Below are 12,690 nucleotides of genomic sequence, written 5' to 3'. Positions count from 1 at the left end.
ACGGTGCGCGACGTGGCGGCCTTGGACGTGAACTTATAGAGCGTCTCGCGGCGGTTCTTGGACGTGATGGTGAGCACGCCGCGCTTGATGGTCAGGCTGAGCTCAGTGCCATTGCGTAGCTCGTCGGTGCGAACCCCTTCGATACTCAAGTCCACGGCGTAGGTAATCAGCCGCGTGTCGCTGGGCGGCACTTCCCCAAGGCGGGCATCGCCTGCGTAGGTGCCACCGTCAAAGACCGTGATCGGCCCCGCTTTTAGGTGCAGCCCCGTGTCGTTGACTAACTTAATTGCGTTCATCGGGTACTTCGGGTTCGTGTCGGCGTTGTAGAGCGAGATTTTCTCTCCGCCGATATCGCCCGAGACCACCGGAATCATCGCTGCCTGCTGCCGGGGCAGTGCCACGGGCGACGTAATATTGTACTGAAACAGCTCGCCCGCACTACGCCCCTCCGCCTGCGATATCACAGACTGGCGCATGGCCTCTGCACGAACGGGAGCGCGTATTCCAGAAGTTAAAACGTTCACAGCTACCCTCTCATACTCCATTTCCATGGCAGCAGCATGTAACTGCGGGGCGGCGGCGGGGATGATATCCGGGCCGACGGTGGGGCGTGGCAGATAGAGCGGTCGGTAGAGGTCTTGGATAAAGCTGATCGGACGGCCTGAGACAAGCGTGAGCTGGACACCTTCCCAGTCCTCATCGGTGGTGTTCTCGACCAGTGCCCAGCCCTGAATATACGGTTTCTGTCCCTCGGTATCGCTCAGCACCAGCCGGTAGCTGATCTTCCAGAGCGGCGCTTCGGTGATATAGCCCACCTGGACTTTACGTTTTTTCTTGCCCGCAAAGCGCAACTGCACGGTTCTACGGGCATCGTCCGCGCCCCCGGCAAGCACCGTCAGTGCCTCACGGAGCTCCGCATCGCGGCGCTCGTCGAGTAGCTTGATCGTCCGCACTTTATCCAGCGAGACCGAGACTAGCCCCTCAGCCGTAATCAGTGTCAGAGTCTCCACATCCACCACGGAGCGCTCGCCGCGCACCTGCTTCTCGGACTCCACGGCCACGATCTGTCCCTCAAAGGCTTCTTTGCTGAGAGTCTCGATCTTCAGCACCACGCCCCGGAGCTGGCGCAACAGCTCGCCGCGTGTGGAGAACGCCGAGACATCCACGGCGAAGCTCTGGAGGGTACGCTCAACGGGGTCTTGCGACGGGTAGATCGCAGGCAACGCCCCGCCCTCTTCGTCGAGGAGCACGAGCGACTTGAGAATATCGTTGATCTGATTGGTACGGAACGTCAGAGGCACCGTGGCCTCACCCGCATCAATGGTTCCCTCACGCTGGGTGTAGGCCACCCCGGAGGAGAAAAGTGTCACTGCACAAACGGGAAGTTTAGAAGTATTCACACCGTATTGTACCCGCCGCTTGAAAGCAACATCTCCAACAAAAAAGCCCGTGCCGGGCTTCCCCGGCACGGGCTTCACAGGCGAAGACTACTTGCCAAAAACTTTGGTGAAATACTTGTCCTGCGCCTTCGTAACTTTACCAACACAGCCACCGCAGCAAACCTTGACGGACTTGCCCTTGTACTTGGCATTCTTGCCCTTGTAAGCAATCTCAATAGGCTTGCCCATAGAGCCAAGATCCTCGTCGGTCACAGCACACTTAGTCTGTGCCTTTGGGGTGGCAGGTTTAGGCTTCTTATCCTGAGCAAATGCAGCACCAGCGACAGAGACGGCAACCAGAGCGATCAGTAAACGATTCATGTTTTCTTTCTCCTGAGAATTCCAAAGATAACGTATTCTACTCTAATACTCAAACTATCGCTCCCGTAGTTCCCAGGCGGGTACAATTTTCTATGCCAATCCCGTTCGCTCTCACCGCCTACGCCCTGCCGCATGTGCTGGGCTACCTGCCCACCAAAGACGGCACTCCGAATCCTGGCCCGCTCTCGCCCCTCGGCTTGCTGGACGCCGCCAAAGCCCGGAATCTCGCGGGCGTGGACATCCCTCTGCCTGCCGACCTCTCCGCCGAGGCCCTGCGCGATGCGCTTGTGGAGCGTGGCTTGCGGCTTGTTGTTGAGGCAATGAGTGTGCTGGAGATGGAAAACGCCGATGCGTATCTGAGAAAAGCGGCCTTTGCCGGAGCAAAAGTGGTACGCTTCACGCTCTCAGGGATTCTCTGCGGCGACCGGCGCATACTTGGGCCGGGCGGCTGGCTCACCCGCCGCGCTGCCCTGGCAAAGCGTATCGTAGAGCTCCTGCCCCTTGCCGCCGACCTGGGCCTCTCTCTGGCGTTTGAGAACCACCAGGATGCTGACCTCGCGGACTTTCTCTGGCTCCATGAAAAAACGGGCGAGCATCCGGCGTTTGGGGTCTGCCTGGATGCGGGCAACCCGCTGGCCGTCGGAGAAGACCCGGTCCAAACGGCACAGACCCTCGCGCCGCTCATCCGGCATGTCCACTGCAAAGACTACACGATTCACTACGCGCCCGAGGGCTACCGGCTCGTGCGCTGCGCCGCCGGAACGGGCGTGGTGGACTTTCCCAGAATTTTGGAAATTGTAAAAAACAATGGATTTACAGACTTGCTCCCCGGCATCGAGATCGCGGCGCAGGCCACACGCACGATTCCGCTCCTCGAAGCATCGTGGTGGGCGGAGTACCCGGAGCGTGATGTTCGTACGTTAATCCCCGCGCTCCAAATACTCTGGACAAACGGCCGCCCCGAAAGCGAGCCGTACTCGTCGGCGTGGGAGCGCGGCGAAAACTCCGAGGCCGTTCGTGCTGAGGAGTGGCGGCTCGTGGACGAGAGCGTGGCGTACTTCGGCGGGCTTTAACGCAGAGCGATTCCCAAGAGCGCGGCGAGGGCAAGGATCACCACGATAGGGACGCGCTTACTGGCTCCCAGCGCGAAGCTCGCCGCGACAATGAGCACGCTCGGGAGGTTCAGCCCGTTTCCCTGCAAAACCCGGTAGAGCACGACGACGAACACGCCACTGACAGCCAGCGCGAGGCCACGGACAAACCCTTCGACAGCGGGATGTTGCTGCACTTTTCGATAGAGCCGCTCCACCACTAAAATCAGCAGCGGCGGCAGGCTAATGGCAGCCAGCGTCCAGAGTGCACCAGGAAGCCCCCCGAGTAGGTAGCCAAGACTCACGACCCAGAGTCCATTGGGGCCAGGAGACACCTGCCCCACGGCAAGCGCTTCGGCGAGCTGACGCTCCGTCACCGCGCCTCGGGCAATGAGATCATCGTGGAGGCTAGGGACATTGCCAAGGCCCCCCGTCGAAAACAGCGAGGCCTTGAGGGTGAGCAAAAAGAGGAGAAGAAGGTTCATACGGCACGCCTCGAATGGCAAAATGCGGAGAGCCCCCCGGCGGCGGCAAGGACGTACACCACGGGCAACTTGAACCAGAGCAACACGCCGCCACTCCCCAACAACAGAAAGAGAGCCAGCAGAAGCCAGAGTTTCCCCTCCTGCGCACTTTCTCGCACGGCAGGACGCGCCACCTCATAAGCACTCAGGAGCCCTAGCCCCACCGAGGCGGGCACGATGGCCTTGAGCGCTGCCTTCATCAGAGGCGAGTCGCGCAGGGCGGCGTACCAGACAGTAAGCAGAATTGTGCAGGCGACACTAGGGAGCAGAAGGCCCACCAAACAAACCACGGCTCCCGCGCCTCCCGCGATCCGTCGCCCAATCAAAATAGTAAACGCCGTCAGATTGATCCCCGGGCAGACCTGGCAGAGCGCCCAGTCCCGCATGAACTCCTCCTCCGTGAGCCAAGCGTAGCGCTCGATCACCGTGCGCCGGATCAGGGTCAGCATCGCCCCGCCGCCGCCAAACGACTGGAGCCCCAGCAAGAACCAGATCCCGAAAAGTCGTCCCAGAGAAAGTGGTTTATCTATAGAATCTGACATGGCAGGATTTTAGTATAGCTCTGGTGTACTCATTTGCCATATGAAAACAGTGATTGTGACGGGAGCGGGTCAGGGAATTGGGCGGGCGCTCGCGCTCGGGTTTGCACAGGCGGGCTGGAGGGTCTGCGCGACGGACCTACGCAAGATTGACGAGACGGCAGCGCTTTTGGGCGATGGGCACCTGTGCCTTGCGGGCGATGTGACCGAGATTGTATTTCCCGCGCAAGTGGTCGAAGCGGCAGTGACGAAGTTCGGGCGGCTGGACTGCATTGTCAATAATGCCGCCGACCAGCGCGGCACGACTCTGGAAGACACATCAGTGGTGCTTTTCGACCAGATTCAGGCCGTGAACGTGCGGGCACCCTATCTCTTTGCCCAGGCCGGGCTGGAGCACTTGAAAGCCACTAAGGGTAGCATCATCAATCTTGGCTCGCTGGTAGGAAACCAGGCAATTCCTGAGCGTGTGGCCTACTCAACCTCGAAAGCGGCGCTCGCCGGGCTGACCAGGGCGCTCGCCACGGACATCGGACGCTATGGAATTCGGGTGAACTGCATCGCGCCAGGGCACATCATGACCAGTGGCGAGGCGGCGTGGCGAGAGCGTTTTTCGCAAGCCGAGCAGCGGATTTTCTTTACCCACTATCCCCTAGACCGCGTCGGACACCCAGAGGAGATCGCTGCGGTGGCGCTCTTTCTCGCCTCTGATGCCGCCAGCTTTCTGACCGGTGCAACAATCCCCGTAGACGGGGGAATGAGCGTCCTCTGCCCCGAGACCGGCGCGTTTCGGGCGGCGGGGGTCAGCTGGCCGGGGAATCCGGGAGGGGCGACGTCGTCTCCTGGCAGCGCTGGCAGATAAGCAGTGTCAGGTCGTCCACCGGCTCTGTATTCTCTGTGCGCAGTGCTTCGATAATCCTATCCGCGAGGACCTCGGGGCCCTGAGGCGCATTTTCGCGGATGAGCTGATGGAGCCGCGTCTCACTCATGCCCTGCGCCTCCGTGATGCCATCGGAGTGGAACACAACAATATCGCCCGGTGCTAGGGTCAGCTCCTGCTCCGGAGCATGCCAGATTGTAAAGAGCCCCAGCGGCGGGGCCTGGCCACAGGCGGCGGAGTCAATATGCCCATCGCGCGCGCGCCAGAGCAGCGCAGGTGGGTGCCCCGCATTCCACAGCCGCAGTGTCCCCTCCTGTGGCGCAAGCTCCGCGTAGAGAAGGGTCGCAAACGACGCATCTGGGAGGCGCTCACAGAGGTCTTTGTTCAGCCGCACCAGCGCCTGCTGAGGGCTACGAAGGGGGTCTAAGTAGGGCAGCAAGTACCCAATACTCGTGGCAATCAGCGCCGCTGCCATCCCCTTGCCCGACACATCACCAATCGCCAAGCCGAGACGTCCCCCAATAGGATCCTGGATAAACACATGCAGATCCCCTCCGACTTCAAGCGATGGTTCTGTGCGAAGAACGAGCACCAGACCCGCCACATCGGGGGCAACCAGAGGAAGTGAGGAGCGCTGAATCTCCCGGGCAAGCTCCAGCTCCCTCTGGCGTGTCTGCTCCATGCGACGTTGATCCAGCTCGCGCGCAAAACTTCCCTGGTAGCGGGTGAACCAGGTCTTCATCTGGGTGACGAGATAGCCCGTAAAGCCTCCGACGATCACAAAGTAGGGGGCTGTGTCGCGTACCACTTCCCAGCGATAGTGGCTTTTCTCCGGGTCCAGCACCCCCAGCCCAACGGTCATTGCCCCCGCAAGTGCGCCAATCAGGAGCCCCCCCTTGAGGTTTCCAAAGAGTGCCGCCGCAAAAACAATCAAGTAGCACAGACCCAAGTAGGGGCTCGTGGCCGCCCCTGTGTAGTAAGCCGCGTTGCCTAGAAAGAGCAGATCCAGCACCACTAGTAGCCGGAGTGGGATGCGCTGGATGGGAAGGCGGTAGAGCTGCACCAGAACGACCCCGTTGTAGGCGAGTAACAGTACCATCGCGATCCAGGCGGCAGCGGGGCGCTCGTGGTACCAGAGCGCCAGAAAGAGAGAAATTGCCGCCTCGGTGAGCGCAAGCGCCCACCGCCCTCGCAGCAGAAGCCGGGGGAACTCCTCGGTCTCCAGAAGCACTAGTGGCCTCCCCAGGCACAGAGTGTCGCGAGGTCTTGGGCACGATCTCCCAGCGCCGCCGGAACCACCTCCAGCCCCTCCGTGAGACGTGGCCATGCATGCGTTTGCAGGCTCTCTTTAATTCTAGGGAGCAGCAAGTCGGCGGCGTGAACGGCCAGTGTCCCGAGTACGATGCGCTCTAAATCGAGCAGCATGGCGAGCGTGGCAAGCGCCGCGCCTAAGTGATCGGCGGCCTGCTCCAGCGCAGCAAGACAGGCAACATCGCCCGCCCGCGCCGCTTCCACCACCGCTTTTCCGCTCGCCGCGCCGCGCCAGCCGTACTCGAGTGCGATCCGAGTCACCGACGGCCCACTGGCATAAGCTTCCAGGCAGCCACGCAGACCGCAGGCGCAGAGTCGGCCCTCATTTCCAGAGACCACGGCGATATGCCCGATCTCCCCGCCCGCACCGCGCCGCCCTCGGTGAAGCGTACCATTTAGAACCAAGCCCGAGCCGATGCCCGTGCCCACGGTGAGAAACGCCATGTTCTGCGTGCCTTGGCCTGCCCCGAAGCGCCACTCCGCGAGCGCCGTGGCATCGGCGTCGTTTTCGAGTTTCACGGGAAGTGCGAGTGCTTCGGAGAGACGCGCGGCGAGCGGAAAGCCCGCACTGCCCCAGCCAGGAAGATTGGGTGCAGCAAAGACCAGGCCCTTGGCAGCATCAGTGGCCCCTCCCACAGAAACTCCGACTCCTTCCAGCGTCTCTGTGCCACGGATTTCTTGGGCGAGCGCCACCAAAAACGCAAAAAGCCCCTTGGCGTCGGCATCGGCAGGGGTGGGCGCGGCGACACGCTTCGCCACCGTTCCGTCCTCGTGCAGCAACAGTGCTGCCGATTTTGTTCCCCCTAAATCAATTCCAAGAATCACGCCGCTCGTATTGTACCCCCTTCGCGGAGCCGCACCCAGAGGGTACCCGGGTCGGCGAAGCCGGGGGGAGGCTGGTAAAATAGCGGCATGACCAAGCTCGCTGTTCAGCTTTACACACTCCGCGACCATCTGACCACCACGGCAGATGTCGCCGCATCACTCAAACGTGTCTCCCAGATCGGCTACCGCGCCGTGCAGGTCTCCGCCGTCAAGGCCTTTGAGACGGAGTTCGATGCCGCCGCTCTGCGCACGATGCTCGATGATAATGGCCTCAAGTGCATCGCCACCCATAGATCCTGGGATAGGCTCTCGCAAAACACCGACGACGAGATTGCGCTGCACCACACGCTCGGCTGCGATTATGTGGCCATCGGGGGGATTCCTCAGCCCTACGGTGCCGACCACGCCGACGGCTACCGGCGCTTTCTGGCCGACTCTCGGCCAGTGATTGAGAAGCTCAAGGCGGCGGGGATTCGCTTCGGACACCACAACCACAGCCACGAGTTTGTACGCGTCACGCCCGAGAAGTCCCAGACACTCTGGGATATTCTGATCGAGGAAGGCGGCCCAGACTACTACCTAGAGGCCGATCTCTACTGGATCTGGCACGCGGGCGTTGACCCGGCGGCGATGATGCGCCGCTGCAAGGGCCGCGTCCCGGTCATTCATCTTAAAGACAAAGAGGTCGTCGCCAAAGACGGCCCCGTGATCGCAGCTATCGGCGAGGGAAATCTTCCCTGGAACACGATTTTGCCCGCGTGTGAAGAAAGCGGCGTGGACTGGTACGCCATCGAGCAGGACACCTGCCGCCGCGACCCGTTCGACTGCCTGCGCTCGTCGTTCGAGTACCTCAGCGTCCGCCTCTAAACGGCGATTTACGCCGCCAGGGACGCGCTGGGTTTGAGGAAGCGGCGCTCCAGCTCAGCGGGCTCCACAGGGGGGCTGAAAAGATAGCCCTGGAAGTGGCGACAGCCGAGGCGGTGAAGAATGTCGCACTGAGCGGTGGTCTCCACTCCCTCAGCGACAACGCTCATCCCGAGATCGTGGGCAAGCTGTACCAGATGTTTGACGAGCATCTGATCGCGTACGCTTCCCACAATAGACTTGACAAAGGAGCGGTCTATCTTCACAACATCGAAGGGGCAGTGCCGCAGATGCGAGAGCGACGAGTACCCCGCGCCAAAGTCATCTAGTGAGAGAGTCACTCCCATTTGTTTAAGGGCGTTCATGACCACCAGCGCCCCCGGGATATCGTCTAGGAGCGCGGTCTCCGTCAGCTCCAGCTCTAAGAAGTTCGCAGAGAGCTTCGTGCGTGCCAGCACCTCGGCTACCTGTGCGGGGAGCTCACGATTACGGAGCTGCTGTGCCGAGAGGTTCACCGCCACTCGGAGCGGACTTCCCGATGCCACCCAGGCAGCAGCTTGTGCGCAGGCGGCGTTGAGGACAAAGTCTCCCAGCGGCTGTATCAGGCCAGTCTCCTCCGCGATCGGGACAAACTTCGCAGGAGAGACGAGGCCGCGCTTGGCATGCCGCCAACGCACCAGGCTCTCGACACCGATCATCCGTCCGCTGCCCACATCCACCTGTGGCTGGAAATAGAGCAAAAAGTTATCGCAGGGCTGTGCACGTGTGAGATCATGGCGGAGATCTGCTTCCAGCTCGAAGCGCTCCTTGGTCGTGCGGTTCATCTGGGGCGTGAAGAAGCGAAAGTCACCTCTTCCCTCCTCTTTGGCGCGGTACATCGCCACATCGGCATTCTTGATCAGTGCGTCCGCATCCTGGGCATCGGTGGGAAAGCGGCTGATCCCAATACTGGCGGAGATCACCAGCTCCTGTCCCTCCATCAAGATCGGCTCCGTGAGGGCTTTAAGAAGGGATTCCGCCATCTTCGCCGCATTGTTGATAATATCGAAGTGGTTCTCCTCACTCATGATCAAGACAAACTCATCCCCGCCAACACGTGCCAGGAGATCTTTCTGCCCGATCGTGGGCAGGAGCCGTCGCCGCACTACGTACTGTAAAAACCGATCACCAAACGCATGGCCTAGCGTATCGTTGATCTGCTTAAAGCGATCCAGATCCATATAGACCGCCACCACCGACGTGTGATTTTTCTGTGCCCGCTCAATAAACAGCTCCAGTTGCTCTCGTAAGCGACGGCGGTTTGAGAGGCCTGTTAGAGGGTCATGGAGTGCTTGTTGGAGCGTGTTTTGCTCACTGTTGCGCCGTGTCTGTGCGCCCGTGATCGCCTCGGCTGCGATGGCAAGGTAGCCCTGCTCCTCAGCGGACCACTGTCGCGGTGCACGGCGGCTCTCCAGAGCAAGATAGCCCCAGAGCTCTCCTTCGATCACCAGAGGGAGAACAAAGAGAGAGAAGATGCCCTGTGTCTCCAGCAGGCGCTTCTCTTCCTCCGGGAAAGTGCTGACTTGGCCCACAATGAACTTCGAGTCCCCTAGTTCCTGAATCCAGCGCGGAAAATTCTTGGAGAGAGGTACATCTATGCGGGCAGGATTATTGATCTGCCCAGCGATTCCAGAGGCACACCACTCCGCAAGGAGGTTCGCATAGTACTCGCTCTGGTCAGAATAGCACTGGCAAAGATAGATTCGATCCGCCCGAGTGGCCTCACCGAGCAGAGGAAGCACTTCTCCTAGTGCCTGTCCCCGGTGATCTGCCAGGAGCAAGCGCTCCAGCTCCACCAGAGCTTTAAGATAGCCCTCGCGATTTTGTTGGTGCTCTTTGGCCTGCTCCTGCTGCTGTCGCGCCGTCGCGATCTCACGTAGCGCTCTCTGGATATGTGCCAGAACAAGAGCAAGGGCACTTCCCAGCGACAGAGCGAGCACTCCGGACAGCACCAGGCTCTTACTAAACAAAGGCACGCGTAGGAGCAAAAAGATCACGAAAAATCCCACTCCTACTAGCGGAGCGACCACAAGCGGCGAGAGCCGCACAACCTCAGTCGCTACTGGGGAAGGGGAGGGCAGGCGGTTCGCCCTGCGTTGTGTTTTCTTGCGTACGGCCATAAAAAGTTAATAAGTTCCTACTGAAACTCTCGTCGTGCGCTACCCTCATCTGGATGCGTAGTGCCCAGAGTGCTGGCCCTTCCGCTGGCCAGAGTGCCCGCAGCCGCATCAGGTCTTTTTCCGTCGTAACAAAGAGTCCTTGCGGTGCTTGTGCAATCAGAGCGAGTGTCTCCTCTTTATTGTAGGTATGATGGTCCCCAAACTCGCAGAATTTTTTCAGAGAGAGCTTCAAAGCCTCCAGTGTGGAACGAAAAGCCTGCCCATCCGCGATGCCGGAAAAAGCAATCGCACTCTCAGCAGTAAGGGCTTCCAGAGTTTTTTGCGCACCGTCGAGCCCCACCCAACCCGTCGGCTCGTGGGTCGCCGTAAAGAGAGCAGCGCGGGGGGCGAAGCGCTGAACCGCTCTTTTTGCACGCTCTAGCTGCTCCGAGCTGACCCGGTCGGCACGGGTGAGGACGACTATCCCGGCGCGTGCCAAATGGAACGGCGGCTCGCGCAGTAGCCCACGCGGGAGCATCCAGCCATTATCAAACGGGCGGCGCGCATCCAGCAGAACAATGTCTAAGTCGCGGTGGAGCTGCCAGAACTGAAGAGCGTCATCGAGCAAGATCACATCGGGGGCGAACTCCGCGCACGCAAGCCTGCCTGAAACCCGTCGATCCCGCCCGACAATCACGGGCACATCGGGCAGAAGCTGCGCAAGCAAAGTCGGCTCATCTCCGGCAACGTCTGCACTGAGCAAGAGCTGCCCATCTCCCCGACTCACAATCTTGGCACCGTCTTCTTTTTCGTGGCTCCCCCCATGCCCCCGCGAGAGCAGCACCACGCGGAGCCCCTGTTCGCGCAGAAGTCGCCCCACGAGCGCCGCCATCGGTGTCTTGCCCGTCCCCCCCGAGCTGAGATTACCAATCGCGATCACGGGCACCGGGAGTTTGTTGCGCTTGCGAATCCCCAGGCGATACGGCAGTAAATACAGCTCCAGCCCCACAAAGTGCAGCACGGAGAGCGGCGTCATCGCCAGCCGCAGAAGCGCCCCCCGCAGGCTTTTCTCCTCTAGTAGCGCCTTAGCGTCCAAGGAGGCTCTCCACAGCGTCAATACACCGTGCCGACACTCCCTGGTTGCGCTCGATCAGCCCCCGCGCTTTTGCTGCATTCTCTGCCTTCTCTTCTCCCGTGAGCGCCAGCCAGCGGCTCACGGCGCTGGCCAGCCCCGCAACATCCCTGACTTGCTCCCCCACACCTTCTGCGATTGCCAGAGCCGCGATATCACGCTGGTTGTTCATATTCGGACCAAAGAGTGCGGGGACACCCTGGGCGAGTGGCTGAAACACACTCTGCCCTCCCCATGGCGCAAGCGAGCCCCCGATAAACGCGATATCGGCAATGGCATAGACACGGCCCAGCTCACCAAATGTATCCAGAATAAGTGTGGGGCCACACTCCCCCTTGCTCCGCTGTGCGGCCCCTGGCAAGTGTGCTCTCACTGTCTCCACACGCTCCAGGTGCCGAGGCGCAACAATCAAGACAAGCTCCGCAAAACGCTCCCGCACACGCATCGCGGCCTCTGCCACCAGTAGCTCTTCGTCGGGGATGCCCTCTTTGCCACCGCGGGTCGAGCCGCAGATCCAGACAGGAGCACCTTGAGGAATCCCTAGCTCCTCGCGCAGCTTAATGCGCTCTTCGGCGCTCAGCATTGTCGCGGACTCATCGAACTTGGTATTGCCAAACACTTGCACTTTCTCACTAGGCGCACCGACCAAACCCGCCCGGCACACGTCCTCGCCCGACTGCATCGCAAAGAGATCCACCCGCGCCAGCCCACTTTTCAGTAAACCCCGCGCTTTAAGCCCGCGCCGCAGGCCTTTGTCCGAGATGCGCCCATTGAGCACCATCACTCTTGCGCCTTGCGTCTTTGCCGCCGCCAGAAAGTTCGGCCAGATCTCCCACTCCATCAGCAAGACCGCATCGGGCCGAATCGCTCGCAGGGCGCGTGACACGGTCCACGGAAAGTCCAGCGGAAAGTACGCCACCGCCGATGCCTCCGCAACGCCTTGTGCCACCTCCCGCCCCCCACGCGTCGTCGTGGTGAGCAGCAAAAACGCCTCCGGGTGGCGCTTGCGCAGCTCTCGCAAGATAGGCTTGGCCGCTATCACTTCCCCAACTGAGACCGCATGTACCCAGAAACATTTTTGCCCCCTGGCGGATAGTGGGGAGAACGGAGATAGCGGTGAAAAGTAGCCGAAGCGCTCGCGCCAGTGCACGGGGTCTTCCTTGCCCGTCGCCAGCCGAAAAAGATAGTAGGCTACGAGTAAGGGCGAGAGTAGAAAAAGAAGGAGGTTGTAGATCACTCGTCACACCAGCCTTGAGCGCTGAGAATCGCGCGAACATCCTCCTGAAGGCGCTGAAAAGCACTCAGGCGCAAAAGAGGGCTGAAGTCATCGGTAAGTTGCGTAATGCGCCGCATTGCAGCAGGAATCTGTTTATTGAATTCATCAAGCCGTCGTCCTCGTTGCTCGCTGGCAGTCCGAAGCGCCTCGCAAAGCACTGTTTTGGGATCGGCAATGTTTTCTAGTTGTGCAAGCGTTGGTAAATTTAATGAGGCACGACTATTTCGGTTTCCTGCGGCTTGGCGTAAAACTCCTGGATCAAAGAGAAGCCAGGCTTCCATCATTCGTACAGGGACAACACCAACACTGGGTAGATCTACTCTCGCCTCAGTAAGAGCTGCCTGAATTTCTTC

12 protein-coding genes and 1 pseudogene are annotated in these 12,690 nt (G+C 60.4%); 3 read left to right on the top strand and 10 right to left on the bottom strand.

What is annotated here, in order from left to right:
• Nucleotides 1-1,400: hypothetical protein (locus ACH2EH_RS13415; RefSeq protein ID WP_395142462.1), on the bottom strand; the 1,400-nt coding region annotated here is incomplete at its 3' end.
• An 87-nt stretch (nt 1,401-1,487) separates the two neighbouring features.
• The gene (locus ACH2EH_RS13410) at nt 1,488-1,760 is read right to left on the bottom strand and encodes a hypothetical protein (RefSeq protein WP_395142460.1); all 273 of its coding nucleotides are present in this window, start codon (nt 1,758-1,760) and stop codon (nt 1,488-1,490) included.
• Nucleotides 1,761-1,852: 92 nt separating this feature from the next.
• On the opposite strand from ACH2EH_RS13410, the gene ACH2EH_RS13405 reads away from it, so the two are divergent.
• Nucleotides 1,853-2,833: a sugar phosphate isomerase/epimerase family protein gene (locus ACH2EH_RS13405; protein WP_395142458.1), complete on the top strand. Its 981-nt coding sequence runs from the start codon at nt 1,853-1,855 to the stop codon at nt 2,831-2,833.
• Here the strand turns inward: ACH2EH_RS13405 and ACH2EH_RS13400 are convergent.
• Both ACH2EH_RS13400 and ACH2EH_RS13395 read right to left on the bottom strand, forming a co-directional pair.
• On the bottom strand, nt 2,830-3,336 hold the full coding sequence (locus tag ACH2EH_RS13400) for a chromate transporter (protein ID WP_395142456.1): 507 nt from the start codon (nt 3,334-3,336) through the stop codon (nt 2,830-2,832). The genes ACH2EH_RS13405 and ACH2EH_RS13400 overlap by 4 nt on opposite strands.
• Nucleotides 3,333-3,917, bottom strand: a complete 585-nt coding sequence (locus ACH2EH_RS13395; RefSeq protein ID WP_395142454.1) for a chromate transporter — start codon at nt 3,915-3,917, stop codon at nt 3,333-3,335. The genes ACH2EH_RS13400 and ACH2EH_RS13395 overlap by 4 nt, the downstream gene beginning before the upstream one ends.
• 40 nt (nt 3,918-3,957) lie before the next feature.
• On the opposite strand from ACH2EH_RS13395, the gene ACH2EH_RS13390 reads away from it, so the two are divergent.
• On the top strand, nt 3,958-4,773 hold the full coding sequence (locus tag ACH2EH_RS13390) for an SDR family NAD(P)-dependent oxidoreductase (RefSeq protein WP_395142452.1): 816 nt from the start codon (nt 3,958-3,960) through the stop codon (nt 4,771-4,773).
• Here the strand turns inward: ACH2EH_RS13390 and ACH2EH_RS13385 are convergent.
• Both ACH2EH_RS13385 and ACH2EH_RS13380 read right to left on the bottom strand, forming a co-directional pair.
• The gene (locus ACH2EH_RS13385; protein ID WP_395142450.1) at nt 4,715-6,022 is read right to left on the bottom strand and encodes a PP2C family protein-serine/threonine phosphatase; all 1,308 of its coding nucleotides are present in this window, start codon (nt 6,020-6,022) and stop codon (nt 4,715-4,717) included. The two genes, ACH2EH_RS13390 and ACH2EH_RS13385, sit on opposite strands and share 59 nt — an antisense overlap.
• Nucleotides 6,022-6,927: an ROK family protein gene (locus ACH2EH_RS13380; RefSeq protein WP_395142448.1), complete on the bottom strand. Its 906-nt coding sequence runs from the start codon at nt 6,925-6,927 to the stop codon at nt 6,022-6,024. The genes ACH2EH_RS13385 and ACH2EH_RS13380 overlap by 1 nt, the downstream gene beginning before the upstream one ends.
• 87 nt (nt 6,928-7,014) lie before the next feature.
• On the opposite strand from ACH2EH_RS13380, the gene ACH2EH_RS13375 reads away from it, so the two are divergent.
• A complete protein-coding gene (locus ACH2EH_RS13375) occupies nt 7,015-7,794 on the top strand; it encodes a sugar phosphate isomerase/epimerase family protein (RefSeq protein WP_395142447.1) in 780 nt (259 codons plus the stop codon).
• 8 nt (nt 7,795-7,802) lie between these two features.
• On the opposite strand, the gene ACH2EH_RS13370 is transcribed toward ACH2EH_RS13375, so the two are convergent.
• The 4 genes and pseudogenes from ACH2EH_RS13370 to ACH2EH_RS13355 all read right to left on the bottom strand — a co-directional run.
• Nucleotides 7,803-9,950, bottom strand: a complete 2,148-nt coding sequence (locus ACH2EH_RS13370) for a putative bifunctional diguanylate cyclase/phosphodiesterase (protein WP_395142445.1) — start codon at nt 9,948-9,950, stop codon at nt 7,803-7,805.
• On the bottom strand, nt 9,883-11,025 hold the full coding sequence (gene lpxK / locus ACH2EH_RS13365; protein WP_395142443.1) for a tetraacyldisaccharide 4'-kinase: 1,143 nt from the start codon (nt 11,023-11,025) through the stop codon (nt 9,883-9,885). Before lpxK ends, ACH2EH_RS13370 begins: the two co-directional genes overlap by 68 nt.
• Nucleotides 11,015-12,298, bottom strand: coding sequence for a 3-deoxy-D-manno-octulosonic acid transferase (locus tag ACH2EH_RS13360; protein WP_395142442.1), 1,284 nt, complete (start codon nt 12,296-12,298; stop codon nt 11,015-11,017). Before ACH2EH_RS13360 ends, lpxK begins: the two co-directional genes overlap by 11 nt.
• Nucleotides 12,295-12,690, bottom strand: a pseudogene (locus ACH2EH_RS13355) (hypothetical protein); the annotation flags it as partial. The pseudogene ACH2EH_RS13355 and the gene ACH2EH_RS13360, both read right to left, overlap by 4 nt.

The sequence above is a fragment of the Armatimonas sp. genome, from assembly GCF_043760365.1.
Taxonomy (GTDB): domain Bacteria; phylum Armatimonadota; class Armatimonadia; order Armatimonadales; family Armatimonadaceae; genus Armatimonas.
This window is presented reverse-complemented; position numbering and strand designations above follow the sequence as displayed.